Source organism: Brenneria sp. hezel4-2-4, from assembly GCF_013155275.1.
In the GTDB taxonomy this organism is placed as follows: Bacteria; Pseudomonadota; Gammaproteobacteria; order Enterobacterales; family Enterobacteriaceae; genus Brenneria.
This window is the reverse complement of record NZ_JABJXS010000014.1, coordinates 1-25,947: the sequence shown is the minus strand read 5'-3', so window position 1 is coordinate 25,947 and position 25,947 is coordinate 1. Positions and strand designations below refer to the sequence as shown.

Sequence of the window (25,947 nt, the reverse complement as noted above, 5' to 3'; positions counted from 1 at the left end):
AAAATCTTCGGATTAGGCGTAAACCGGGAAACGGGCGCAGATATCCAATACTTTTTGTTTGGTACGCTCGATAGTGGCTTCATCGTTGATGTTGTCCAGAACATCACAGATCCAGCCGGCCAGTTCGCGCACTTCCGCTTCTTTAAAGCCGCGACGGGTGGCGGCCGGCGTACCGATACGCACGCCAGAGGTCACGAACGGGCTTTTGGGATCGTTCGGCACGCTGTTTTTGTTAACCGTGATATTCGCACGGCCTAAAGCCGCATCGGCATCTTTACCGGTGATGTTTTTATTTACCAGATCCAGCAGGAACAGATGGTTGCTGGTGCCGCCGGAAACCACGTCATAGCCACGGGACAGGAATACGTCGACCATCGCCTTGGCATTTTTCGCAACCTGCTGCTGGTAAACCTTGAACTCAGGCTCCATCGCTTCTTTCAACGCCACCGCTTTACCGGCGATGACGTGCATCAGCGGGCCGCCTTGTCCACCGGGGAATACCGCGGAATTCAGTTTCTTATACAGATCTTCGTCGCCGCCCTTCGCCAGAATCAGACCGCCGCGCGGGCCGGCCAGCGTTTTGTGGGTGGTGGTGGTCACGATGTGCGCATGCGGAACCGGGTTCGGATACACGTCAGCGGCAATCAGACCGGCGACGTGCGCCATATCCACGAACAAATAGGCGCCGATGCTGTCGGCGATTTCGCGCATTTTGGCCCAGTCGACAATACCGGAATAGGCGGAGAAACCACCGACGATCATTTTGGGTTTATGGGTGCGAGCCAGTTCGGCCATCTCTTCGTAATCGATCTTGCCGCTTTCGTCGATGCCGTAAGGAATGACGTTGTAAAGTTTACCGGACAGGTTGACCGGCGAGCCATGAGTCAGGTGGCCGCCGTGCGCCAGATTCATCCCCAGAATGGTATCGCCCGGCTGCAATAGCGCGGTATAGACGGCAAAGTTAGCCTGAGAACCCGAGTGAGGCTGCACGTTGGCGTAATCCGCGCCGAACAGCGCCTTGGCGCGATCGATAGCCAGTTGTTCAACCACGTCCACATATTCGCAGCCGCCGTAATAACGTTTACCCGGATAACCTTCAGCATATTTGTTGGTTAGCTGAGAACCCTGCGCTTGCATAACCCGCGGGCTGGTGTAGTTTTCTGACGCAATCAGTTCAATGTGCTCTTCCTGACGCACCACTTCTTGCTGCATTGCTTGCCACAGGTCGGCATCATAATCGGCAATGTTCATTTCACGCTTTAACATCCGCATCTCCTGACTCAGCTAACTTGAATGTACTGGAAAATAATCACCCGTCCGGGTAGTGGCCTATAGTGTAAACCGTTTATCCCTAATGAAGATAGGTCTTGACAGAGGTTTTTACGCAAACGATTAGCTACAGGCGGCGCAAGGGCTGAGGAGATTTAACCGCTCGGGCGGGAAACGGAATTTTCTTCATTTCCAACCTGTTTTTTCTTCACGTTGCGGCCACGATACAACCTCTCCGCTGTCGATGTGGATCACACTTTAATCAGTTCGCTCCGCGCCATTTTGAGAATAAGGAGGTGAATCACAGCAGAATACCCATAATATGAAATATTATTTCATTTTTAATGAATAATGATTTCGCATGATTATGAGACCGCGCCCTTGCTTCAATTAGGTGCATAATAACCGCCCGGACTTTTCAACAAATTTGGCTCAAGGGATCACGGCCTTTATCCAACCCCCCGTGAAACCTGCAAAAAATGTTTTCGATTCTGCAACAAGGGATATGTCTAATCATGTTAAACCGTTTTTCCGGCTGTATGACTTTCGCAATCGTATTCTCCGCCCCATGGATGATGGCAAACGCCGCGCCATCCGCCGCCGCGCATAATGCAAAACCTAAAAGCGGTATCGAAGTCATGCCCGGCATCAAGCTGGGAGAAAACACCACGCTGACCGGTCGCGTAACGCACCGAGAAATCCATCTTCCCGCCACCCTTATTATCCGGGATCAGCAAGGCCAGCGCAGGCAGGGCCGCACCGACGAGCAGGGGCGGTATCAGCTTGATGTTTCGGGATTATCGGCGCCGTTGCGTCTTTTGGCTATTGAGTCCGGCGGCACCAACTGCCTGATCAATCATATCCCACGGGCAATTTGCCTGAACGCCCTGGCTCCCTCGCTGCAATCCGGTCATGAAAATATCGTCAACATTAACCCGCTAACCGACCGGATCATTTCCGACGTTGCCGTCGCGGCGGGCTATATCGGCCCGCAACAGTTGGGTGACGATCCGGCATCGCCGACGCTTGACGGCGCCGCGTTGAAAAAGGCGTACGCCGCCTTCCATGCGGGGTTTAATGCCGCGCTGAAACAAGCGGGGATAACCTCGCCCGCACGTTTTGATCCCCTGACCTACCCTGCCGCCCAGCAAGATGCCGTCAGCAAAATTATCAAGGTGATTAACCACAATCGCAATTATCACAATAACTCGGGTTACTCAGGACATACGGTGCTGACGGACGGCGTTTTTCGCCCGATCGTGGGTTTAAACCCACAGGGCGACTATGAGCCGCTGGATTACCACTTTGCCCGAGCGCATCTGGATGCGATCCAACACGCCCAGACGCGGATTTTCCTGGTAGGAGACTCCACCGCCGCGACCTACGAAAAAGCGCGCTTGCCGCGCATGGGCTGGGGACAGGTTTTTGAACAACAGTTCCGTAAAGATAGCGGAGTGAAAATCGTTAACGGCGCCCGCTCCGGGCGCAGCTCGCGCGATTATTTCCATGAAGGCTGGTTCCGCCAGATGCAGCCGCTGATGAAAGCGGGCGATTTTCTGTTTATTCAAATGGGGCACAACGACCAGAATTGCAACAGCGCCAAGCCAACGCGCGGCGCGGCCGATGTCGCCAATCTGTGTACCTATCCCAATAATGCGGCGGGAGAACGCCAGTCCCCTCCGGGCAAATCCGATATGTCGTTCCAGACCTCGCTGGAACGTTATATTAATTTTGCCCGCCAGTATCAATTAACGCCGGTATTGCTGACGCCCACCACCCGGGTTCGCACCGCCGACGGCAAAGACGGAACGCCGGCGGTACACGGCCACTTTACAACGCAAAATGCGGAAGGGGGCTACGCGTTTGTCGGTGACTACAGCCAGACCATCAAAGATACGGCGGCGGCCAATAAGGTCATTCTACTGGATATCGAACCCGCGACGATCGCGCTGGCGAACCAGGGAAACAGCAATCACTGGAAACAGTACTGGCTGGCGGCCGACCCCGCGCGTTATCCCTTTTATCGTCATCAGACCGGCAGCCTGACCAAACCGGATACCACGCATTTTCAGAAAAAAGGGGCCATCGCCGTGTCAGGCATTGTCGCGGAAGCGATTCGCCAGACGCCGGAATTAAAAACGCTGGCGGACAAACTCGTCCGCCAGCATAAGTCATAACGATAACACCGAGCGCCGGTTCATCCGCTCTTCTCCCTGATTGGCGGGGAGAAGAGCGTTACTCAACGAAACTTGTCAATGCAGGAGTCTGGATATGTTAAAACCCCCTTCGGGCGCATCTGTTTGCAAAACGATAGCGTTAGCCTTATCTATCGCCACTCCCTGGCAACCGGCACTGGCGCGGACGACTTACGATGCGCTGGTTTCCCCCTCGGCCAACACATCGGCATCCCAGACGTTCAAAACCCTTACCGACGCCATTGCCAGCGCTCCGGCGGACAATTCCCCGTTTGTCATTTATGTAAAAAACGGCGTGTATCATGAAAGACTGACCATTACGCGCCCGAATATTCATCTGATCGGAGAAAGCCGCGACGGCACGGTGATTACCGCCGCCATTGCCGCCGGCATGCTCAAACCCGACGGCAGTAAATGGGGAACCTACGGCAGCAATACGGTGAAAGTGGATGCGGCGGATTTTAGCGCCCGTTCGCTGACCATCAGCAACGATTTCGATTACCCGGGCAACAAGAGCAAGCCGGATAACGATCCGACCAGGCTGAAAGACTCGCAGGCCGTGGCCTTGCTGGTCGCCGAAAACAGCGATCGCGCCTACTTTCACAATGTCAGCCTGACGGGCTATCAGGACACGCTGTATGTAAAAGGTGGCCGTAGTTTCTTCTCGCAATCGCGTATCAGCGGAACCGTGGATTTTATCTTTGGCGACGGTACGGCCTTATTTGATGATTGCGATATCATCGCCCGCAACCGCACGGATATTAAAGACCAACCGCTGGGGTATCTCACCGCGCCCAGCACCAACATCAACCAGAAATATGGTCTGGTGTTTACCAACAGCCGGATCGTCAAAGAAAGCCAGGACGTCCCGGCGAAAAGCTATGGTTTAGGTCGGCCGTGGCACCCGACAACCTCCTTTGCGGACGGACGCTATGCCGATCCGCAGGCCATCGGGCAGGCTGTTTTTCTGAATACCAGCATGGACGATCATATTTACGGTTGGGACAAAATGTCCGGCAAAGACCGGCAAGGCGAAAAAATATGGTTTTATCCGCAGGACTCACGCTTTTTTGAATATCAATCCCGCGGCGCCGGCGCAGAGAAAAACGATCAACGACCTCAGCTCAGCGATGCGGAAGCCGCGGAGTTCACGGCGGAAAAAGTCCTTGGTGGCTGGGTGCCTTCCGTACCGCCGGTAAAATAATACAGTGAAGCCAGCCGGATAAGGGCTGGCTTCTGAAACGGCAGCAGACGCTTTTGGCAAGAGATGGAAGCGCAAACGGCCTGCCCTCCGCGTTGTATCCCGTTGGTCGGCGTTAAATCGCCTCTTCGTCCTCTTCGCCGGTACGGATACGCACCACACGGGCCACATCGAAAACAAAGATTTTACCGTCGCCGATTTTACCGGTCTGAGCCGTCTGCATGATGGTTTCCACACAGGTATCGACAATATCGTCCGCTACCACGATCTCAACTTTTACCTTGGGTAAAAAATCGACCATGTACTCGGCGCCGCGATAAAGTTCGGTATGGCCTTTCTGACGGCCAAACCCTTTCACTTCCGTGACCGTCATCCCTGTGATGCCGACTTCAGCTAACGCTTCACGTACATCGTCCAGTTTAAACGGCTTAATAATCGCATCAATTTTTTTCATGGGGAAACCTTAGATTACCTATGTTGCGGCCAAAGCCGGGCATCAGCAAACAAGAAGATTGGCGGAATCCAATCCTACAATCTATTAACATTATTCTTTAAAATCGTTGGCGTCCAATTCATGACGGCCCAACAGTTTATAAAACTCCGTCCGGTTACGCCCCGCCATACGCGCAGCCTGAGTCACATTGCCTTTGGCTATCTGCAACAGTTTGCGCAGATAGTTCAGCTCAAACTGATGGCGGGCCTCGACAAAGGTCGGCAACGCGGTATTTTCACCTTCCAACGCCTGCTCAACCAGCGCCTCGCTGATAACCGGCGCGCTGGTCAGCGCGACGCACTGTTCAATCACATTGACCAGCTGCCGCACGTTACCCGGCCAACTGGCCGTCATCAACCGTTTCATGGCATCCGTCGAAAACGTGCGCACAAAAGGCTTGTGTCGGGCGGCCGACTCACGCAGCAGATGATTCGCCAACAGCGGGATATCTTCCGCCCGTTCGTGCAGCGCCGGCAGCTTCATATTAACCACGTTCAACCGATAATAAAGATCTTCGCGGAACTCGCCTTTTTCCATCGCCTTGGGTAAATCACGATGGGTGGCGGAAATAATCCGCACGTCAATATCCAGATCGCGATTACTGCCCAGCGGGCGCACCTTGCGTTCCTGCAATACCCGCAGCAATTTGACCTGCAACGACAGCGGCATATCGCCGATTTCATCTAAAAACAGCGTACCGCCTTCCGCCGCCTGAAACAGCCCTTCACGGCTGCTGACGGCGCCGGTAAACGCCCCTTTGGCATGACCGAATAGCTCAGACTCCAGCAACGGTTCGGGCAACGCCCCGCAGTTGATGGCGATAAAGGCTTTTTTCGCCCGCGGGCTGGCGGCATGGATCGCCTGCGCCAACACCTCTTTCCCGGTGCCGCTCTGACCATTAATCAACACGCTGACGTCCGACTGCGCGACCATCTTGGCCTGTTCCAACAGACGCAGCATTAAGGGGCTACGGGTCACGATGGTTTCGCGCCAGCTTTCATCGCCAACCGGGGCGGACAACGCCATCGCTTCATCGATCGCCTGGTATAACGCATCACGATCGACCGGTTTGGTCAGGAAGCTGAACACCCCCTGCTGCGTTGCCGCTACCGCATCAGGAATAGAGCCGTGCGCGGTCAGAATAATGACGGGCATACCCGGCTGATAGCGCTGAATTTCAGAAAACAGCGCCATCCCGTCCATTTCATCCATCCGAAGATCGCTAATCACCAGATCGAACCGTTCTCGGGTCAACAGGCGCAACGCTTCCTGACCGCTTTCCGCCGTCGTCACGCTGAAACCTTCACTGGTCAGGCGCATTCCCAACAGCTTCAACAGGCTGGGATCGTCGTCTACCAGCAACAAATTCGCCGCTTTCCGGGCTGTCATGGGTTTTTCGGCTCCTTCTTCGTCGTCGAGTTATCCGTATCCGATTCGGTCGGCGGGATGTAGGTATCCTCCGCGTTTACCGGCTCCGAATCCAATTTCGGCGAGGTAGGCGAGCCGTCGCGCGCCTGGCCTGCTGCGCTGCGACGGTCGGCATCGTTATCGGGCAATTCACCCGACAGTTGCTTACGGGATGAAAGCCGACGTTCAATGTCCGTCAGGTTTTCCAGCTTTTGTCGCGTTATCTCCAACTGATATTGCAGATGGTTTTGTTCTATGCGTAGGGAATCCAGCTGTTTATCACTGGATTCCTGTAAACGCTGATAACGTAAACGTTCATCGGATAAGGCCAGAAACAGCGTTTGTCTATCGCGCCAGGTCTGCATCAGCGGACGCAATGCGGAAGGAAAATCAAGGCGGTACAAATTAATCTGCGCCAGCATCTGGCGTCTTTCCGCCTGCGTGATGCCCGCGTTATCCAGTAAAATTCCCCGTTTGAACGCATTCTCCCAGCTATCGACCGTCAGGAGCTGTGCTTCTTCACGCGCCTGAAACTGGGTCAAACGACCGGCGCAATCCATCGCCCGCAGCCAGTAAAGCGCATTGTTCATCACGTCCCGATCGTCCGCCTGCCAGAGCCGCCCGCATTGTGCAAGGCGGTAATCGGTGACCTGTTCTTTCGGCGTTGAATTTTCCCCGTCCTGTGACGCTATGTAACTGCTGACGTTAGCGTTGCAGGCCGTCAGCAGCAAGGCCGACGGTAACAGCAGGGATAACATCGCCACGGCCTTTGCCAGACGGCGAAAAGACACATCGAATAGGGCGGGCAGGATGTGTAACGAAAAAGGACGGACAGACCGTGCATTCATTATCTATTCATTCTCAGAAGTTAATGGCAATTCAATACGAAAACACACATCAGCATAGTCAACGGATATCAGGCTTAACTCCCCACGCATACGGCGAATACAATCCCGGGCGATACTCAATCCCAGCCCGCTGCCTTTTACCGCGCCTTTTCGCTGATGGCTACCCTGGTAAAAAGGCTCAAAAATCATGCTACGCTCCGCGTCGGGGATCGGCGTACCGCTATTCGCCACATCAATCTGAACCCGATTGCCAACCGAACGGCTATAGATCCAAATGTTACCGGATTCCTTGCCATAGTGCACCGCATTGGAATAGAGATTGTCTATTACGCGCATCAATAGCGTCGCCTCCGCCCAGCAGTGTTCAATTTTCAGCTCAATATCGGTATGAATCATTTTTGCCCGGGCCGGCAAGCTATGGGACGACACCACGATATCGACGATTTCCTCAATTTCGACCCGTTCCAACTCCGTCGGCGTATCCGCCAGTTTACGGTTATAGTCCAATAGCTGATCGATCAATTGCAGCAGATGGCGGCTGCTGCTGTCCAGAATGGATACCACTTCTTTCTGATCGGCGGTCAGCGGGCCGACCACTTGATCCGCCAGCAGCTCAGTGCCTTCACGCAGGCTTGCCAGCGGCGTTTTCAGCTCGTGTGAAATATGCCGGAGAAATTCATGGCGTTGCGATTCCAGCCAGGAAAGACGCTCGCTTAACCAAATAATACGTTGCGCCAGCGAGCGGATTTCACGCGGCCCTTTAAAGGTACTGGTATTTCCCAGCGACCGGCCTTCCCCCAGACGATTGATCATCCGCTCAACCCCGTTTACCGGGCCGATGATCATACGGGTAAACAGCACCACCAGTAACAAACTGACCAGAAACAGCAGCAACGCCTGCCAGCCGAAAAACTGCCCGCGCTCGGCAATCGCCTGTTGCAGTTGCTGTCCGCGGGAAAACACCACTTCACGGGTCGCCTGCACCATCTGCCCGTTTGCCTGGGAAAAACGCTCCAACAGTCCGGAGGCGTCCCGATCGGGACCGCTGTTATTGCAGCGCAACGCCGCAAGCTGGGTTAAATGCTGACGCAGGGTTTGATAGTAGCGCTGATCCGGCAGGACGGAGGCATGAGAATCCAGCATCTGCGAATATTGATTGCGCTGGTTTTGGTAGAGCGTGGCCAGCGTTTGATCGTCCAGCACGCAATACTGACGATAGCTGCGCTCCATCGCTAACGCCACGCTGGTCATCGCCTCGCTGCGACGGGCGTCCGTCAGGGCGGTCCGGTTAATGTCTGCGGCCTGCTCGCTAAGCGTGTTCAGGCTTTGGTATGCCTGATACGCCAATACCAGTAAAGGCAACAGCACCAGCAAAAAAGCCATGATTACTAACTGCCGCAAGGAGCGCGGAAATAAACGCCATCGTTTCAAGGAAATCATCTCGTTACCTATCGATCCGCTCTGATGCTAACTGAATTTGCTAAAAACGTCAGGAACGTTTTTAAACGTCGCATGGCGACGGCCTAAAAGGCGGCGGGCAGAGATGGCCCGCCAAGGTTTCCCGGCGACGTGCGTAACGCAGTCTAATCCAGCGGTAACGCCAAACAAAAAGCGACAGGGAAACAAAGGTGATCATCAACAGGAAAGGAAAGCGGAGTGGGCATTGGAGCATTACGCGGTCAGGAGAATCATGCCCCTGACCGCGTAACTAAATAGGCGGTGCCTCACTCAACGTGTCGCCCGATGCTTGATAAAGTCAGCTTGCGCATCCTGTTATCGGTCTAGTGGACGATAGGCACCCTTTCTTTTGGCGTCATTCCGGTTGTTATGAGCGAATATCTCTGCCAATCAGCAGCGCAATCATAACCAGTTGAATGAGCAACACTGATAATTATGCACCTATCGTGCCAATTTTCAAGAAAATAATTTAAGTTACTGATTTTAAATTTATTATTTTTAAAAATGTATTACCAAGAATCCCTCTTGGTTCGCGAAATAAACCCAATATCGATTTTATGTCGTCAAAAACAGACACCTTTGCTACTAAACACGCCAACTTATACAAATCAAAGAGTTAAATGTCTCCAATCAGAGACATTTAACCGAGCGTTTGTCGCAAAAAAACGACAAGGAGCCAAAGCTCCTTGCCGCGTCTTGCTTTTGCCGTTCTGAGAATGATTAACCCAGCTGTCTGCGCGCATTGCGGAACATACGCATCCACGGACCATCTTCGCCCCACGCTTCAGGATGCCAGGAGTTGCTGACGGTACGGAATACCCGTTCCGGGTGCGGCATCATTACCGTCGCCCGACCACTGGTGCTGGTGACGGCCGTAATACCGTTTGGCGAGCCATTCGGGTTGGCGGGATAATTTTCGGTAACCTGGCCGTAGTTATTCACATAACGCAGCGTAACCAGACCACGCTCTTCCAGCGCCGACAGATGCGTTTCATCACGTACCTCAACCTGACCTTCGCCATGTGAAACCGCAATAGGCATACGCGATCCCGCCATGTCGTTCATAAACAACGACGGACTCTTCTCTACTTCAACCAGACTAAAGCGGGCTTCAAAGCGGTCCGATTTATTGCGCACAAAACGCGGCCAGAGATCCGCACCGGGGATCAGATCTTTCAGATTCGACATCATCTGGCAACCGTTGCACACCCCGAGCGCCAGCGTCTGCGGACGCTGGAAGAATGCGGCGAATTCATCACGCACCCGCGGATTGAACAGAATGGACTTCGCCCACCCCTCACCCGCGCCCAGCACGTCGCCATAAGAGAAACCGCCGCAGGCGACCAGCGCCTGAAAATCTTGCAGATCGCGGCGTCCCGCCAACAAATCGCTCATATGGATATCTACGGCGTCAAAGCCGGCGCGGTGGAAAGCCGCCGCCATTTCGACATGGGAGTTAACCCCCTGCTCACGCAACACGGCGACTTTAGGGCGAACCTGTTTCGCAATATAGGGCGCGGCAATATCCTCCTGCGGTTCAAAGGTCAGCGCCACATTCAAACCGGGATCGTTATCATCCTGCTTGGCGGTATGCTCCTGATCGGCGCACTGCGGGTTATCACGCAAACGCTGCATCTGCCAGGTGGTTTCCGCCCACCAGCTACGCATTGTGGTACGGCTTTCGCGGTAAACCACGTCCTCACCGCGGGTAATAATAAAGCGTGTTCCCTCTTCGGCGCGACCGAGATAATGCACGCAATCCGCCAGACCATGCCGGGCAAACACGCTTTGCACGTCGGCCTGACGTGAAGCCGCAATCTGAATAACCGCCCCCAGCTCTTCGTTGAACAACGTAGCCAACGTGTCGTCGCCCTGCGAAGCAATATCGACATTCACGGCGCAGTGGCCGGCGAACGCCATCTCAGCCAGCGTCGCCAACAGCCCGCCGTCAGATCGATCGTGATAAGCCAGTAAGGCCTTGTCCGTCACCAACTGCTGCATGGCATTAAAGAAGCCGGCCAGTTGTTGCGCATTGCGCACGTCCGCGGTTTCACGGCCTAACTGGCGGTATACCTGAGCCAGCGCGGTGGCGCCCAGCGCCTGGTGTCCCGCGCCCAGGTCGATCAGTAATAATGCGTTATCTTCATCGGTACGCAACTGCGGGGTTACCGTTTTACGCACGTCCTCCACCCGGGCGAAAGCAGAAATCACCAGCGACATCGGCGAGGTGATGGCACGTTCTTCGTCGCCTTCCCGCCAGCGGGTTTTCATCGACATGGAGTCTTTGCCGACCGGGATAGTCAACCCCAGCGCCGGGCAAAGTTCCTCGCCGATGGCTTTAACCGCATCGTAAAGCCCGGCATCTTCCCCCGGATGACCGGCTGCGGCCATCCAGTTAGCCGATAGCTTAACGCGCGTCAGAGGGCCGATATCGGTCGCGGCAATGTTGGTTAATGCTTCCCCCACCGCCAGACGCGCGGAGGCCGCGAAATTGCGCAGCGCCACCGGGGCGCGCTCGCCAATCGACATGGCTTCACCGTAATAGCTGTCCAGACTCGCCGTGGTCACCGCGCAGTCAGCCACCGGCACCTGCCACGGCCCGACCATTTGATCGCGGGCCACCATACCGGTTACCGAACGGTCGCCGATGGTGATCAGGAAGGTTTTTTCCGCCACCACCGGCAAATGCAGCACGCGCTCTACCGCGTCGGCCAGATAAATGTCATCACGGTTTAGCGATGCGCCTTCCACCTGTTTGCGCTCGACATCACGCAGCATCTTCGGCGTTTTACCCAGCAAAACATCCAGCGGCAGATCGATCGGCTGGTTATTGAAATGACGGTCATTCAGCGTCAAATGCAATTCTTCCGTCGCTTCGCCGATCACCGCGTAAGGCGCACGCTCACGGCGGCAGATTTCATCAAACAACGCCAGTTGTTCCGGCGCGACGGCCAGCACATAACGCTCTTGCGACTCATTGCACCAGACTTCCAGCGGACTCATGCCCGGTTCGTCATTCAAAATATCACGCAGTTCGAAACGACCGCCGCGGCCGCCGTCGCTGACCAGCTCCGGCATCGCGTTGGACAGGCCGCCGGCGCCCACGTCATGAATAAACAGGATCGGGTTCTGTTCGCCCAACTGCCAGCAGCGGTCGATCACTTCCTGACAGCGGCGCTCCATTTCCGGGTTATCGCGCTGAACGGAAGCAAAATCCAGATCGGCGTCAGACTGACCGGAGGCCATTGACGACGCCGCCCCGCCCCCTAACCCGATATTCATTGAAGGGCCGCCGAGCACGATCAGTTTGGCGCCCACGCTGATTTCGCCTTTTTGAACATGGTCGGCGCGAATATTACCGAGGCCGCCGGCCAACATTATGGGCTTGTGATAACCCCGCAGTTCGGTGCCGTTATGGCTGTCCACCCGCTCTTCATAGGTACGGAAATAGCCGGTCAGCGCAGGGCGGCCGAATTCATTATTGAACGCCGCCCCGCCCAGCGGGCCTTCGATCATAATATCCAGGGCGCTGACGATACGATCGGGCTTGCCGAAATCTTCTTCCCACGGCTGTTCAAAGCCGGGAATACGCAGGTTCGATACGGAGAAACCGACCAGCCCCGCCTTGGGTTTGGAGCCCCGTCCGGTCGCGCCTTCATCGCGGATTTCACCGCCGGAACCCGTTGCCGCCCCCGGCCAGGGCGAAATCGCCGTCGGGTGGTTGTGGGTTTCCACTTTCATCAGGATATGCGCCTCTTCCTGATGGTAATCGTAGTTGCCGTGCGTATCGGCATAGAAACGCCCGACGGCGGAGCCTTCCATCACTGCCGCGTTGTCCTTATAGGCGGACAATACGTGATCCGGCGTGTGGACGAAGGTGTTCTTAATCATCTTGAACAGCGATTTCGGCTGTTCCACGCCATCGATCACCCAGTCGGCATTAAAAATTTTATGCCGGCAATGTTCGGAGTTAGCCTGGGCAAACATATACAGCTCAATATCGGTGGGATTGCGCCCCAGTTGGTTAAACGCATCCAGCAGATAATCGATCTCGTCTTCCGCCAGCGCCAGCCCCAGCCGGACATTGGCCTCTTCCAGCGCCTGCCGGCCCTGTAACAAGATCTCTACGCGTTTCAACGGCGCGGGCTGATGATGAGAGAACAGTTTTTCCGCCTGCTTCATCTCATTGAATACGCTTTCCATCATACGGTCATGCAACAACGCCCCCAGTTGCTGCCACTGTTCATCGCTCAGCGTCGGCGCATGGATATAAAAAGCCAGACCGCGTTCCAGACGCAAAACCTTATTCAAGCCGCAATTACGCGCAATATCCGTTGCCTTGGAAGACCACGGGGAAATCGTGCCGGGACGGGGAGTCACCAGCAGCAAACGGCCTTGCGGCTCGTGTTCAGCGAGAGAAGGACCATATTTCAGCAACCGTGTCAGTTTGTCCTGTTCATCGTTGTTCAGCGGCGCGCTGACATCGGCAAAATGCACATATTCGGCATAGATATCACTGATCGGCAAAAAGTGCTCTTTGCAGCGAACCAGCAATTTATTAATACGAAAAGCCGACAAAGCAGGTGAACCACGCAGTATTTCCATAATCTAAAGTTCTCTCGTCTTCGATGCACCGACTGCGGTGCAGTCGTTGGGCGCTACAGGGGGGAAACGCGCGTCATTATAGAGAATCCTTGACCCGGACGAAACCGTTTGCGTAGCGATTGTTGCACATCGCCTTACGGCGCCGAATGACCATTAACCAAATCAATAAAAGTTGCACACTGGCAGTTTGTTACGCAAAATGCCTCGACTCCGGGACTTTTCGTATAAAAAACGGCCACTATAGACAGGCTAGCCAAGCCGCCGAGAGACCACTATTTGAAGCGTTTAAAATTAAATTATTTTTTCATCGGGATTATCACGTTACTGCTGGCGCTGGCCCTATGGCCAAATATCCCCTGGCGCAGCAGCCAGGACGATCAGCTCAGACAGATCCTCTCACGCGGCGAGTTGCGTATCAGCACCATCGACTCGCCTTTGACTCACTATATCAGTAACGGTGAGCCGGCAGGTCTTGATTATGAACTGGCGAAACGTTTCGCCGACTATCTCGGCGTCAAGCTGACGGTCTCGTCACGTAAAAACCTTGACGACCTGTTTGACGATCTGGATGACGACGATACGGACTTACTGGCCGCCGGACTCATTTATAATCATGAACGTTTGGCGCGCTTTCGCGCCGGGCCGACCTACTATTCGGTGTCGCAACAGTTGGTGTATCGCCTGGGGAACACGCGCCCTAAAACGCTGGGAAAACTGCCCGGACGCCTGGCCGTGACATCAGGATCCGCGTATGTCGCCACGCTGCGCGAACTGAAAGCGGACAAACATCCGCAGTTGGAGTGGGAATCAACGTCAGAACTGACCACGCAGGAACTGCTGAAACAGGTTATCGACGGTAAACTCGACTATACCCTGGGAGATTCGGTCACCATTGGGTTAATCCAGCGTATTCATCCCCAGCTCGCCGTGGCGTTCGATCTCAGCGATGAAGAACCGGTCACCTGGTACATGCGGCGCTCAAATGATGATAGCCTGTCCGCGGCGTTACTGGATTTTTTCAGCCGCATCGTTGAAGACGGCACCCTCGCCCGACTGGAAGAAAAATATCTGGGCCATGTCGGCGAATTTGATTACGTCGATACCACCACCTTCCTCAGCGCCATTGATGAAACGCTGCCCGATCTCCAGCCGTTGTTTGAAAAATATGCCACGGAGATCGACTGGAAACTGCTGGCGGCCATCTCCTATCAGGAATCGCACTGGAACCCGCTGGCCACCTCGCCGACCGGCGTACGCGGGCTGATGATGCTTACCCGCAATACGGCGGAAAGTCTGGATGTTACCGATCGTCTCGATCCCGAACAGAGTATTCGCGGCGGCGCGCAATATATGTCGCATATGATGCAGAAGATGCCGGATACGATCCCTGAGGATGAAAAAATCTGGTTTGCGCTGGCGGCCTACAACATGGGATATGCCCATTTGCTGGACGCCCGCAAACTGACGGAAAGGCAGAAAGGCAACCCCGATAGCTGGGCCGATGTGAAACTGCGTCTGCCGATGCTGAGCCAGAAACGTTATTACACGCAAACCACTTACGGTTATGCGCGCGGACATGAAGCCTACAACTATGTGGAAAATATCCGCCGTTATATGGTGAGTCTGGTGGGATATCTGTCAGAAAAAGAGACTAAAGCGCAGCAACAGTTGCTCTCCGCTCAGGCTTATCCGGTTGTTGCGCCGGATAAAGTGCCGGAATAAGTCTTATAACGCCATAAGCCGAAGCCGCGATTAATTCGCGGTTCAGACCATTGACAAAGCCTGTTATTAGGGAGAGCGTGGCGAGGGGCCGTAGCGGCGTAAGCCGCCGACAAATTTGCCAGGAGCAAATTTGAACAGCATTTATGCTGGCCCGCAGGGTGGGGCACAAGGATGTGTCCCATAATGGCCCCTCGGTACGGTAGGCCCGGGTATCTCAGGCTTACAGACGACTTTGTCAGCAACCTCAGCCGCGATTAATTCGCGGCTTTTTTACCCGCCGCGCGCCGCGCTTTATGCTGCTCACGCCGCTGGCGGAAAAATGCGCTGAGCGTGGCGGAACACTCGGCGGCCAGGATGCCGGAATCGATGGTTATCTGATGATTCATGCCGGGATGGCGTAAAATATCCACCAGCGACCCCGCCGCCCCGGTTTTTTCATCCGCCGCGCCATAAACCAGCCGGCCAATGCGGCTGTGGATCATGGCGCCCGCGCACATGATGCAAGGCTCCAGCGTCACGTAGAGCGTAGAATGCAACAGGCGATAGTTCTGTAGCGCTTTTCCTCCCTGACGCAGCGCCATAATCTCGGCATGGGCGGTCGGATCGTGATGGCCTATCGGGCGATTCCAGCCTTCGCCGATTACCAGATTATCCAAGACCAGCACCGCCCCGACCGGCACCTCACCTTCATCCTGAGCGCGCCGGGCCAAGGTCAGCGCATGGCGCATCCAATATTCATCATCCAGTACCAATACGCGGCTCACGGCTTCCTCTTAGGCAATTTTTTCGCTGTCACTGTTGGGGGCGGCATTATATACGGACAACGCCCGAGAGGAATCACTCCAGTTGTTGCAAACTGCCGTTTGGCGTCACCCGCCAGCGATGCTCGCAAAAATAGAGCAGCGGGTTATCCTGCTTGCTGTCGCTGTAGCCGCTATAGAGCTTCAGCGGCGTACCCAGCCGCTGTTCCATCTGAATGACTTTTTCCTGCCCCAGACAGCGCAGCGTCAGCACCCAGCCGCCGGCGCGCCGTGTTATCTGGCTTCCCATCAGACGAACGCCGGGTAAAAAGGGGGAATCATGGTAGACCTGCTCAACCAGGCGCTGAGGCGATCCGGTGACCAGCCAGACCTGCGCCTGAGTATCCTGTAAATATTCTTTCAGCCGCTGTTGTACCTGCGGAAAAGGCGTCACTTTACGGCGAAAATCGCTGACGAACTGCTTTTCCAACTGAACGAGATTATCCTCACGGCGTCCAAAGGTAATCGCCCACAACAGCCAGCTCATCGGCCAGCGGGCGGCGCGGCCGCGCACCAGCAAACCGGCGCCGATAACCGGCAATAACGGGAGAACAAGAATAAGGTTAAGCGGCAACCGCTTGAGCAGAAAGCGTAAAAAACTACCGAACATATCCTGCTGATGCAGCGTGCCGTCCAAATCAAAAAACACAATGCGCAGGCTTCGCTTATCACTCAAAACGTTACTCCTCGGCGATCGATAAATAAAAGACGATGTCTCATCGTGTCAGTCAATCAGCGCCTCGCGCAGATAACCCTTATGTTGCAGGAGTTTCCGTCGCGCCTCTTGCGCGCTCACCCCGCTCAGAATCATCAGAATAGCAGGTTTCACCTCGTTCCCGGTCTGCGCCAGCGCCTGCCGGGCCACATCCGGATCCGCGCCCGTGGCTTCGATCACAATCCGGCACGCGCGATCCAACAATTTAACATTGGTGGCTTTCACATCCACCATTAGATTCTGATACACCTTGCCCAGCTTGACCATGACGCCGGTGGAAATCATATTCAACACCAGCTTTTGTGCGGTTCCCGATTTCAGGCGGGTCGATCCCGTCAGTGCCTCCGGGCCGACGACCGGGGAAATCGCCACCTGGGCTTCCTCTGCAATGGGCGCGTGCGGATTACAGGAGATCGCCGCCGTCCGGCAGCCGACGCTGCGGGCGTAACGCAAGGCGCCGATGACATAAGGCGTTCGGCCGGAAGCCGCCAGACCGATCACCATATCCTCCGCAGTGAGATGCAGGGCGACAAGATCGGCCTCGCCCAACGCCGGATCATCCTCCGCGCCTTCAACCGCCTGAAGCAATGCGCCCGGGCCGCCGGCGATCAAGCCAATCACCAGTCCATGCGGCACCCCAAACGTCGGGGGGCATTCCGAGGCGTCCAGCACGCCCAATCGGCCGCTGGTTCCCGCTCCCAGGTAAATCAGCCGTCCCCCCGCTTTTAAGGCGGCCGTCGCCAGATCGACCGCTCTGGCGATCGCCGGCAATACCTGACGGATAGCCTCCGGCACCTTTTGATCTTCCCGATTGAAAACACGCATCATGTCCAGTGTAGACAACTGATCCAAATCCATCGTGTCGGGATTGCGGGTTTCTGATACTAATGCGCCTAAATTCATCCTGTTGCCTCTTCGTTGCAGCACTTTTTTCTACCATTATCCTGGTGCCGCAGTAATGGCTTTTTGCCATTATAAAAGTAAGATAGTCTGCACTATAGTCTAATCTATTAAATCTTCACGCCGGGGGCGGCCGCCTTGTGAGCAAACAGAGAAATATCAGTGCAATACCACTTGCCTAAGACCGTTTTTTGCAAGCTTTTTCTCATTTGCTGTCTATTGCTGCTGGCAGGTTCGCTGCGCGCAGACTGGGATTTCATCCTCATTACTCAACGGACGGCCCAGCTTTATGGCCCGGCGACCCCGGCGGCCAGTCGACGGATTGATGAATGGCAGGCGTTGCTGATTTCCCAGCGCAACGCGGATGAACAACAACAGCTGGAAGCCGTGAATCTTTTTTTTAATGACCGTTTGCAGTTTCGTGATGATACGATCATCTGGGGTCAGGAAGATTACTGGGCCAGCCCGATTGAAGCGTTACGCAAAGGCGCGGCGGATTGTGAAGACTACGCCATCGCCAAGTATTTCACTTTGCGTCATTTAGGCGTGGCGGGGGAAAAACTGCGCATCACTTACGTCAAGGCATTACGTCTAAACAAGGCTCATATGGTGCTTACCTATTATCCGACGCCAACCGCCATCCCTCTGGTGCTGGATAACCTGATAAATAACATTCAACCTGCGACCCAGCGCACCGATTTACTGCCGGTCTATTCCTTTAATGGCGAAGGATTATGGCTGCCGGGCGCCGGCGGCAACAAACGCGTAGGTGACAGTAAACGACTTTCGCGCTGGCAGGAATTACTGACCAAAATGCGTGCCGAAGGATTTTCACTTGAGGAGTAAGATAAGGCTATGTCTCTATACAAACAATTACTGATAGCCATCTGCCTGTTCGTGCTGATTATTTTCAGCGGGAGTTTTTTCGTCAGTCTGGAAAACTCGCGCGAGCAATATAACAACCAGCTTCGTTCCCATGCCCAGGATGCGGCAACCGCACTGGGATTGTCCCTGACGCCGAATATCGACGATCCGGCGATGGTGGAACTGATGGTCAGCTCCATTTTTGACAGCGGCTACTTTTCCAGCATCCGCATTCGGGATTTAAAAACCGATAACATTACGCTGGCGCGCACGGCGTCGCCGGAAGTGCCCAATGTGCCCCGCTGGTTTGTGCGGCTGGTAAACCTGCAACCCGGCGCAGGCGAAGCGATCGTCATGCGCGGCTGGGAACAGGCGGCAAAAGTGGAAGTCGTCAGCCATCCCATGTTCGCCATCACCCGTTTGTGGAAAAGCAGTTCGGCCACGCTCATCTGGCTGCTCAGTTGCGGTACGCTTGGGGTTTTGCTCGGCGCCATAATGCTGCGCCGCCAACTGCGCCCGCTGGACTATATCGTCAATCAGTCATTGGCGATTACCCGCCGGGAATTCCTCAACCAGCCTGATTTACCCAACACGCCGGAGTTGCGCCGCGTGGCGCAGGCCATGAATCTGATGGTTAGCAAACTCAAGACCCTATTTGAGGAAGAAGCCTTACGAAGCGAGCGCTTACGTCAGGAGGCTTATCAAGATCCTCAGACCGGGTTGGCCAACCGCCGGGCTTTCGACATTCAGTTTCAGGACAAACTCGCCGATGATGAAACGCCGCCGGGCTTCCTGATTATGATCCGCATCCAGGATCTCTCAGGAATGAACCAGCGTCTGGGAGGACAACGCACCGATTCAGTGCTGGCGGCAATCGGGCAAATCATCCACAAAACCCAAAAGCGGGACGTCAAAGCAGAGAGCCTGTCAGCCCGTATCCGCGGCGGCGAATTCGCCTTGCTGTGCCCCGGTCTGGTCGATAAGGAAGCCCACGCGTTGATAGACGATCTGACGCGCAACATGGAAAGCTTATACCTGACGGGTGAAACAGACGTATCTCCGGTGGCCCGGTTTTGTATGGTGCCGTTCCGACCGGGAGACGCCGCACAATCCCTGCTGATCCAGGGCGATCAGGCTTTGACCTGCGCCGAAAGGCATTCAGACAAAATCACCATCGATGAAAGCCTGTCGACATCCCCCCGGACGGACACCGACCGGCACATGTGGTTTAACCGGCTCGATCCCATTCTGGAGCAGGAAAATCTGCAACTTTTCTTACAGCCGGTGGTGAATTGCCTCGATCCGAATCAGATACTGCATCATAAGGTGCTGGCAAGAATTGAGGATGAACAGGGAAACAGTATCGCCGCAGGCCGCTTCCTTCCCTGGGTTCAGCGTTTTGGCTGGAATACCCGGCTGGATCAGGTGATGCTGAAACAGGTGCTGGGTTATTTACGCCGGCATCAAGGCGATCTGGCGTTAAGTCTGTCCTACAACACCGTGATTAACCTGCCGTTAATGGCTCAGTTACTGGCGCCGCTGAAACAGCAGCCCCAGTTGGCGAAGCGGCTGATTCTGGAATTAGATGAGAACCAACTGCCGGACACCGCTCAGCTTGAAGCCTTAATCAAACTTCTGAACGAACATGGCTGCGCGCTGGGGCTTCAGCATTTTGGCGGCCGGTTTAATATGATCGGTAATTTGTCTCAATGGGGACTGGCTTACTTAAAAGTCGATGGCAGCTATATTCGGGATATCGATCGTGAAGAAGATAAAAAAATGTTTATTGAAGCCCTGTATCGCGCCACCAATAGCATTGCGCTACCGCTTATCGCCGAGCGTGTTGAAACCCCCGGCGAATTGAAAGTGCTTCAGGAAATGGGGTTGCAAGGCGCAATGGGACGTCTGTTGGGAGAACCGGCGCCGGCGACAAGATGACGCTCGGATGAAAAACGGCCGGTTAAGGCCTTTTTCATCATGCTGTTACGCCTGTCAGAACATGCCGTCTTCATCATCGCCGATTAATTTATCCAATCCGCTATTCAAGGCTTCGCGCGCCTGCGCCCGGCCTATCAGCTTGAGCTGCGCCGCGGAGGGAAAATCGGTAATACTGATGACGCCTTTATTGATTAATACCTGAATCAAATCTTCCAGTACCCGCACCATCTCCAGGTCGCTCTGACGCAGCTGTTGCAAACTGGCCGTGGCGCTATCATGGGTTTTAAACCATTCCAATGCCTCTGTGGAGCCGGCGGGCAATTCGCCATTCATCTCGGGAAAAGGACTCTCATCAACCTTAAGCAGATGCCCATCACCATCGCGCTGGATATAAAACATATTCCGAGACCTTTTTAAGTATGCTTAAAGATGAAAGGAGCCCCATACTCAGAGGCCCTTTCCACGCGATTACCGTCAGCTCTGAGTTTGCTCTGGCTTGCTGATTAAACTTTCAAGCGACGGTAACGCGCCGCTGTAGTGCTCAAGCGTAATGGATACCGCCACCGTGCCGCCGCCAGCGCCGGTGAAGTTCCCTTCGGGACTGACTTCGATCGTCGGCGAACCATCGCTATCGGTAATGCGAATATAGCGACTGATATCGGTTCCCTCTTCCAGTTCGCCGACCAGATCGCTTAAATCGATCCTGTCGCCTTCGCTGGCATTGAAGTCCTTGATAACATCATGCCCCACCTCACCGGCCTGCCACTTGAAGGTATCTGCCCCGGCGCCGCCGATCAATACATCATTGCCCGCCCCGCCGATCAACAGATCATCTCCGCTGCCGCCATACAGCAGATCGTTGCCGCTTCCGCCATTCAGGGTATCGTTGCCGCCTTGCCCGAAGAGGATGTCATTGCCCACGCCGCCGTTAAGAATATCATTACCGTCACTTGCGGAAGAAATATCAAACTCGCTGCTGTGCGCGGTAATGTAACCGTGCATCTCTTTCGCGGTCGGCAGCGTATCCTGTAGCCCCATCCGCCCGGCAATATAGTTTTGCAACGCAGAGAGGCCGTTGCCTTCAATGTTATCAAACGTCACCACATCGCCGAACAGGATATCGTTACCTAAGCCGCCGTTGAGTTCGTCATTGCCGGCATGCATCGGCTCATTACTGCCCAGGATCGCCTCATTCAACTGACTGGGATCGATATGATCCTGCACGTGACCGTCAGTGTCATAGTGTTGCAGGCTGCTGGCATTCAGATCGTCGCCAATACCGATAGCGTCAACGTTGGACAGTTTTTTCAACTGCGCAAACGCTTCTGTCGCTTGTGCATTGCTGGCGTCGAGATTACCTGAATTATCCACCCAATAGCGACCGTTCCAGTAGGAACTATTGTTGCCTGCGCCACCGAGGGTAGAGATTTCGTAGGTGCCGTCCCCCTGGGCATGAACTTGTCCAATGACGGAACCGCTACTGTTATGACCGCTATAACGATAGACGTTTCCTTGTTCATCAATGACTTCACGAGACCTACTGTATACAGTCATAGAATAAGCTTCGCCGGGCTGATAGTTGATATCGTCAATATTCAGATATTGATTTTTCGATCCAACCTGAACTTCATTGGTTTCGCCGGTCTGATAAAAGGTCGGCTCGCCGTCGGTAATAAAATAGGTCAGGTTATTGCCGACATTGCTTGTCACCTGATCGCTTAAAAACCAGTTAGCGGTGGTTTTGAACACATCCTCGTAGTTGGTGCCGCCGCCGTTAGCCAAACCGCCGACCATCGAATTCAGCACATCGGTCAGACTTTGCAACGCGTCAGGATCGCTCAGATTAACGGAAACCGTTTTACCGACCTGAGTGTCAAAATCGGCCAGGAAGACGTTGACCGTGCCTGAGTTGGCGCCGTTGGCGCTTTTTATCAGACTGTTAAACACATTAGTCAACGAGGCCTGCGTTTTTGCTATGTCGCTACTCGACATGCTGCCTGAAGAATCCACCATAAACGCAATGTTATAGTTCTGCCCTTCGACAAGCTGCAACCCAGAAACATCAGCGACCATCAAATCATGGCTGTGCGTGCCCGACATCGCATCATCACCGGTCGAGCCGATACTTAAACCATACTGTTCGACCTCTTCCACGGAAGAGCCGGTCGCGGAATCATAATTGCCCGATTCGGTTGAGGTCGCCTGAGCAATTACATCAAACTTGCCGGCCGCGACCGGAACCCAGATGTTAAGGTCAGCGGTGAACGACTGCGCATTATCCGTATTCGGGATCAGGTACGTCCCTTCACTCCCCACGGTATAAAGCACCGTATCGCCGGAGACAATCTGCGTGCCTTCCGGCAGCCCGGATAAAGTAATGCCGGATAGCGTTTCGCTGCCGTCGGTATCCATCAACGCGGCGGAGACATTGATTGTGTGCTGCTGATAACCGCTTTGGACGGAAATCACCTCGACCGTGGTGGTATCGCCGCTATCCGCCAAAACGGTGGAGCCATCACCGTAGATAACGCCTTCCAACTGGTTGCCGCTGTTGATTAGCTGACTGTTGCCGTAAACGCTCACGCCATTGAACGTATTCACATTGCTCGCGGCATTGTTGTTGGTCGACGTGCTGACGCTGTAGGTGCTGGTATCGCCGTCTTGAATAAAAATATAGTCCGGCGACGTACCGCTCGCTTCCGATCCGTCATTGCCGCTGACCTGATTCAGGCCGCGCTGGGTGCCGTCCTGGACATATCCGGAACCGTTATGCACCACGTAGATATCGGTGTAGCTACTGCTGCCGCTGATATTCCCCTGGTTGTAATAGGCAATGACGCCGTTACCCACCACCGTGGGAACCGGATCTCCCTGCGTCAGCCAAATGCGGACGCCATCGCCGATAGCGACGATCTTGCCGTCCTGGATATCGAACCCGCCGTTCTCGCTGCCGCCGTTGACGGCGATCGTCTGCGGCACCACCGTGGTTTCGCCGCTGGCGATATTCAGGGTAACCACCGGCGCGTCGGCAACCGGGGTAATATTAATGCTCAACGATGCATCGCTACCGATATTTCCCACCGTATCGACCGGCTGGTATGAGAACTCACTTAACGAAGAGCCCGCGGCATTTGCCGCCGCCTCAAACCGTAAATCAAGATCTTGAGCCGTAAACGCCTGACCGACCGTTACCGCCTTCCAGCTACCGCCATCGTTAAAATAGAGCGTCCCGGTACTGGCCGGCGGCAGCGCCGAGATCACGATACCGGAGGTATCGGCTGATACGCCGAGATCGCTCCAGCCGATATGCAGCGGCGTATCTTCCATGCCGGTTACCGCATCATCGAGAGCAACCGGCGGCGTAATATCCATTACCGCATCACTGCTGGCATGAGACTGATTGCCTGCCGGATCGGTTGCCGTGGCATCAACGGTGATCTTCCCCTCCGCCAGTGAACTGAGATCGCTTTGCGCCTGCCATGTGCCATCAACTACCGGCACATTGCTCAGCGTGACAGACCGGCCATTGACGTCGGTAAAGACCAAATCGACGGTCTTCTCGCTGCTGGTGCCGCTGACGACCGTATTGGCCAACTCATGCTGGCTGATATAACCGTCATTGCCCGCGAAATGCGTAATATCAATATCCGGCGCTACCGTATCAACCGAGTAAGGACGACTGGCGTCCGCCGTGGCGGTATTGCCTGCCGCATCAGAGGTTGTCACCGTGGCATTAATCGCCGTATTGGCAGCTAATACGCTACCAGGAATATTGACACTCCAGGTGCTGCCATCGGCATTGACCGTGGTCTGGTAGGTCTCACTACCTACGGTGACGGTCACCGCATCACCGGCCTGGACATTATCGCCAACCTGACCCGTCACATTGATAGACTGGTTAGACTCGGCGGCATTCACCACATTATCGGCGGTGATGGTATCGATGGTAATCGACGCATCCGGCGCCACGGTATCAACGGTGTAACCGCGGCTGGCATCCGCCGTGGTAGTATTGCCCGCCGCGTCAGAGGTGGTTACCGTGGCATTAACTGAGGTATTTCCCGCCAGTACGCTGCCGGGAATATTGACACTCCAGGTCACGCCATCGGCATTAACGGTGGTCTGATAGGTCTCGCTACCCACCGTGACGGTCACTGCATCGCCCGCTTGCACCTGATCGCCAACCTGACCGGTCACATTGATGGTCTGGTTGGACTCAACGGCATTGACCACATTATCGGCGGTGATGGTATCAATACTGATCGAGGCATCCGGCGCCACGGTATCAACCGTGTAACCGCGGCTGGCATCCGCCGTGGTGGTATTGCCCGCGGCATCAGATGTAGTGACACTCGCCGTAACCGCCGTATTCCCTGCCAGTACGCTACCGGGAACACTCACGCTCCAGGTCACGCCATCGGCATTCACCGTGGTTTGGTAAGTCTCACTGCCCACCGTGACGGTCACCGCATCACCTGCCCGCACCTGATCGCCAACCTGACCGGTCACGCTGATAGTCTGACCGGACTCGGCCGCATTCACCACATTATCGGCGGTGATGGTATCAACGGTAATCGACGCATCCGGTGCCACCGTATCAACGGTGTAACCGCGACTGGCATCCGCCGTAGCGATATTCCCCGCCGCATCCGCGGTGGTTACCGTGGCATTAACTGAGGTATTTCCCGCCAGCACACTACCGGGGATATCCACACTCCAGGTGCTGCCATCGGCATTGACCGTCGTCTGGTAAGTCTCACTCCCCACCGTGACGGTCACCACATCACCCGCCCGTACCTGATCGCCCACTTGGCCGGTCACGCTGATGGTCTGGCCGGACTCGACGGCATTGACTACGTTATCGGCGGTGATGGTATCAATACTGATCGACACATCCGGGGCAATTATGTCGACATCATAAGGACGGTTAGCCTCTGCCGTGGTGGTATTGCCCGCCGTATCTGCGGTGGTCACCGTGGCATTAACTGAGGTATTTCCCGCCAGCACGCTGCCGGGCACATTCACACTCCAGGTTACGCCATCGGCATTCACCGTAGTCTGATAAGTCTCGCTACCGACGGTGACGGTCACCGCATCACCGGCCTGGACATTATCGCCCACCTGACCGGTGACATTGATAGTCTGATTAGACTCGGCCGCATTCACCACATTATCGGCGGTGATGGTATCAATACTGATCGAGGCATCCGGCGCCACCGTATCAACCGTATAACCGCGACTGGCATCCGCCGTAGCGATATTCCCCGCCGCATCCGCGGTGGTTACCGTGGCATTAACGGCGGTATTTCCCGCCAGCACGCTGCCGGGCACACTCACACTCCAGCTCGTCCCATCGGCATTGACCGTAGTCTGATAAGTCTCACTACCCACCATGACAGTCACCGCATCACCAGCCTGCACCTGATCGCCAACCTGACCGGTCACATTAATGGTCTGGTTGGACTCGGCCGCATTCACCACATTATCCGCCGTAATCGTATCAATGGTAATCAAGGCATCCGGCGCAACCGT

Annotated in this window: 16 protein-coding genes; 5 read left to right on the top strand and 11 right to left on the bottom strand. The window is 55.0% G+C overall.

Annotation, left to right across the window (positions count from 1 at the left end):
• Window positions 1–12: 12 nt before the first annotated feature.
• Entirely contained in the window at window positions 13–1,266 is a 1,254-nt protein-coding gene (glyA, locus tag HOY33_RS18400) for a serine hydroxymethyltransferase (RefSeq protein ID WP_172291588.1), read from the bottom strand.
• Between the two features lie 518 nt (window positions 1,267–1,784).
• Between glyA and paeY the strand changes: the two genes are divergently transcribed.
• Entirely contained in the window at window positions 1,785–3,446 is a 1,662-nt protein-coding gene (gene paeY, locus HOY33_RS18395; RefSeq protein ID WP_172291587.1) for a pectin acetylesterase PaeY, read from the top strand.
• A 94-nt stretch (window positions 3,447–3,540) separates the two neighbouring features.
• Window positions 3,541–4,668: a pectinesterase family protein gene (locus HOY33_RS18390; protein ID WP_172291586.1), complete on the top strand. Its 1,128-nt coding sequence runs from the start codon at window positions 3,541–3,543 to the stop codon at window positions 4,666–4,668.
• A 112-nt stretch (window positions 4,669–4,780) separates the two neighbouring features.
• Here the strand turns inward: HOY33_RS18390 and glnB are convergent, their stop codons facing one another.
• From glnB to purL, 5 genes are all read right to left on the bottom strand, one after another.
• Window positions 4,781–5,119, bottom strand: coding sequence for a nitrogen regulatory protein P-II (gene glnB, locus HOY33_RS18385; RefSeq protein ID WP_172291585.1), 339 nt, complete (start codon window positions 5,117–5,119; stop codon window positions 4,781–4,783).
• Between the two features lie 90 nt (window positions 5,120–5,209).
• Entirely contained in the window at window positions 5,210–6,547 is a 1,338-nt protein-coding gene (gene glrR / locus HOY33_RS18380; RefSeq protein ID WP_172291584.1) for a two-component system response regulator GlrR, read from the bottom strand.
• On the bottom strand, window positions 6,544–7,323 hold the full coding sequence (gene qseG, locus HOY33_RS18375; protein ID WP_253906997.1) for a two-component system QseEF-associated lipoprotein QseG: 780 nt from the start codon (window positions 7,321–7,323) through the stop codon (window positions 6,544–6,546). The genes glrR and qseG overlap by 4 nt, the downstream gene beginning before the upstream one ends.
• Window positions 7,324–7,416: 93 nt before the next feature.
• Window positions 7,417–8,853 (bottom strand): HAMP domain-containing sensor histidine kinase, encoded by a 1,437-nt coding sequence (locus HOY33_RS18370; RefSeq protein ID WP_172291582.1) that lies wholly within the window; start codon window positions 8,851–8,853, stop codon window positions 7,417–7,419.
• Window positions 8,854–9,591: 738 nt separating this feature from the next.
• Window positions 9,592–13,476, bottom strand: coding sequence for a phosphoribosylformylglycinamidine synthase (gene purL, locus HOY33_RS18365; RefSeq protein WP_172291581.1), 3,885 nt, complete (start codon window positions 13,474–13,476; stop codon window positions 9,592–9,594).
• 276 nt (window positions 13,477–13,752) lie between these two features.
• On the opposite strand from purL, the gene mltF reads away from it, so the two are divergent.
• A complete protein-coding gene (gene mltF, locus HOY33_RS18360) occupies window positions 13,753–15,198 on the top strand; it encodes a membrane-bound lytic murein transglycosylase MltF (RefSeq protein ID WP_172291580.1) in 1,446 nt (481 codons plus the stop codon).
• A gap of 254 nt (window positions 15,199–15,452) precedes the next feature.
• Here mltF and tadA read toward each other — a convergent pair whose 3' ends face one another.
• From tadA to murQ, 3 genes are all read right to left on the bottom strand, one after another.
• Entirely contained in the window at window positions 15,453–15,962 is a 510-nt protein-coding gene (gene tadA, locus HOY33_RS18355; protein WP_172291579.1) for a tRNA adenosine(34) deaminase TadA, read from the bottom strand.
• A gap of 73 nt (window positions 15,963–16,035) precedes the next feature.
• Window positions 16,036–16,674, bottom strand: coding sequence for a phosphatidylglycerophosphatase C (yfhb, locus tag HOY33_RS18350; protein ID WP_172291578.1), 639 nt, complete (start codon window positions 16,672–16,674; stop codon window positions 16,036–16,038).
• A gap of 48 nt (window positions 16,675–16,722) precedes the next feature.
• On the bottom strand, window positions 16,723–17,616 hold the full coding sequence (gene murQ, locus HOY33_RS18345; protein WP_172291577.1) for an N-acetylmuramic acid 6-phosphate etherase: 894 nt from the start codon (window positions 17,614–17,616) through the stop codon (window positions 16,723–16,725).
• A 171-nt stretch (window positions 17,617–17,787) separates the two neighbouring features.
• Between murQ and lapG the strand changes: the two genes are divergently transcribed.
• Both lapG and lapD read left to right on the top strand, forming a co-directional pair.
• Window positions 17,788–18,459 (top strand): cysteine protease LapG, encoded by a 672-nt coding sequence (gene lapG, locus HOY33_RS18340; RefSeq protein ID WP_216660576.1) that lies wholly within the window; start codon window positions 17,788–17,790, stop codon window positions 18,457–18,459.
• Window positions 18,460–18,468: 9 nt separating this feature from the next.
• Complete coding sequence (gene lapD, locus HOY33_RS18335) at window positions 18,469–20,415, top strand: cyclic di-GMP receptor LapD (protein ID WP_172291576.1); 1,947 nt, start codon at window positions 18,469–18,471, stop codon at window positions 20,413–20,415.
• A 54-nt stretch (window positions 20,416–20,469) separates the two neighbouring features.
• Here the strand turns inward: lapD and HOY33_RS18330 are convergent, their stop codons facing one another.
• Both HOY33_RS18330 and HOY33_RS18325 read right to left on the bottom strand, forming a co-directional pair.
• Window positions 20,470–20,814, bottom strand: a complete 345-nt coding sequence (locus tag HOY33_RS18330; RefSeq protein WP_172291575.1) for a tryptophan synthase subunit beta — start codon at window positions 20,812–20,814, stop codon at window positions 20,470–20,472.
• Between the two features lie 75 nt (window positions 20,815–20,889).
• A partial coding sequence (locus HOY33_RS18325) for an Ig-like domain-containing protein (protein ID WP_172291574.1) occupies window positions 20,890–25,947 on the bottom strand: 5,058 nt, incomplete at its 5' end.

What these genes read in the sequence shown, in the direction of transcription:
- glyA (WP_172291588.1), bottom strand. Translation starts at nt 1,266, where the DNA reads ATGTTAAAGCGTGAAATGAACATTGCCGATTATGATGCCGACCTGTGG.
- HOY33_RS18370 (WP_172291582.1), bottom strand. Translation starts at nt 8,853, where the DNA reads ATGATTTCCTTGAAACGATGGCGTTTATTTCCGCGCTCCTTGCGGCAG.
- HOY33_RS18330 (WP_172291575.1), bottom strand. Translation starts at nt 20,814, where the DNA reads ATGTTTTATATCCAGCGCGATGGTGATGGGCATCTGCTTAAGGTTGAT.
- qseG (WP_253906997.1), bottom strand. Translation starts at nt 7,323, where the DNA reads ATGTTATCCCTGCTGTTACCGTCGGCCTTGCTGCTGACGGCCTGCAAC.
- purL (WP_172291581.1), bottom strand. Translation starts at nt 13,476, where the DNA reads ATGGAAATACTGCGTGGTTCACCTGCTTTGTCGGCTTTTCGTATTAAT.
- lapD (WP_172291576.1), top strand. Translation starts at nt 18,469, where the DNA reads ATGTCTCTATACAAACAATTACTGATAGCCATCTGCCTGTTCGTGCTG.
- glrR (WP_172291584.1), bottom strand. Translation starts at nt 6,547, where the DNA reads ATGACAGCCCGGAAAGCGGCGAATTTGTTGCTGGTAGACGACGATCCC.
- murQ (WP_172291577.1), bottom strand. Translation starts at nt 17,616, where the DNA reads ATGAATTTAGGCGCATTAGTATCAGAAACCCGCAATCCCGACACGATG.
- paeY (WP_172291587.1), top strand. Translation starts at nt 1,785, where the DNA reads ATGTTAAACCGTTTTTCCGGCTGTATGACTTTCGCAATCGTATTCTCC.
- glnB (WP_172291585.1), bottom strand. Translation starts at nt 5,119, where the DNA reads ATGAAAAAAATTGATGCGATTATTAAGCCGTTTAAACTGGACGATGTA.
- HOY33_RS18390 (WP_172291586.1), top strand. Translation starts at nt 3,541, where the DNA reads ATGTTAAAACCCCCTTCGGGCGCATCTGTTTGCAAAACGATAGCGTTA.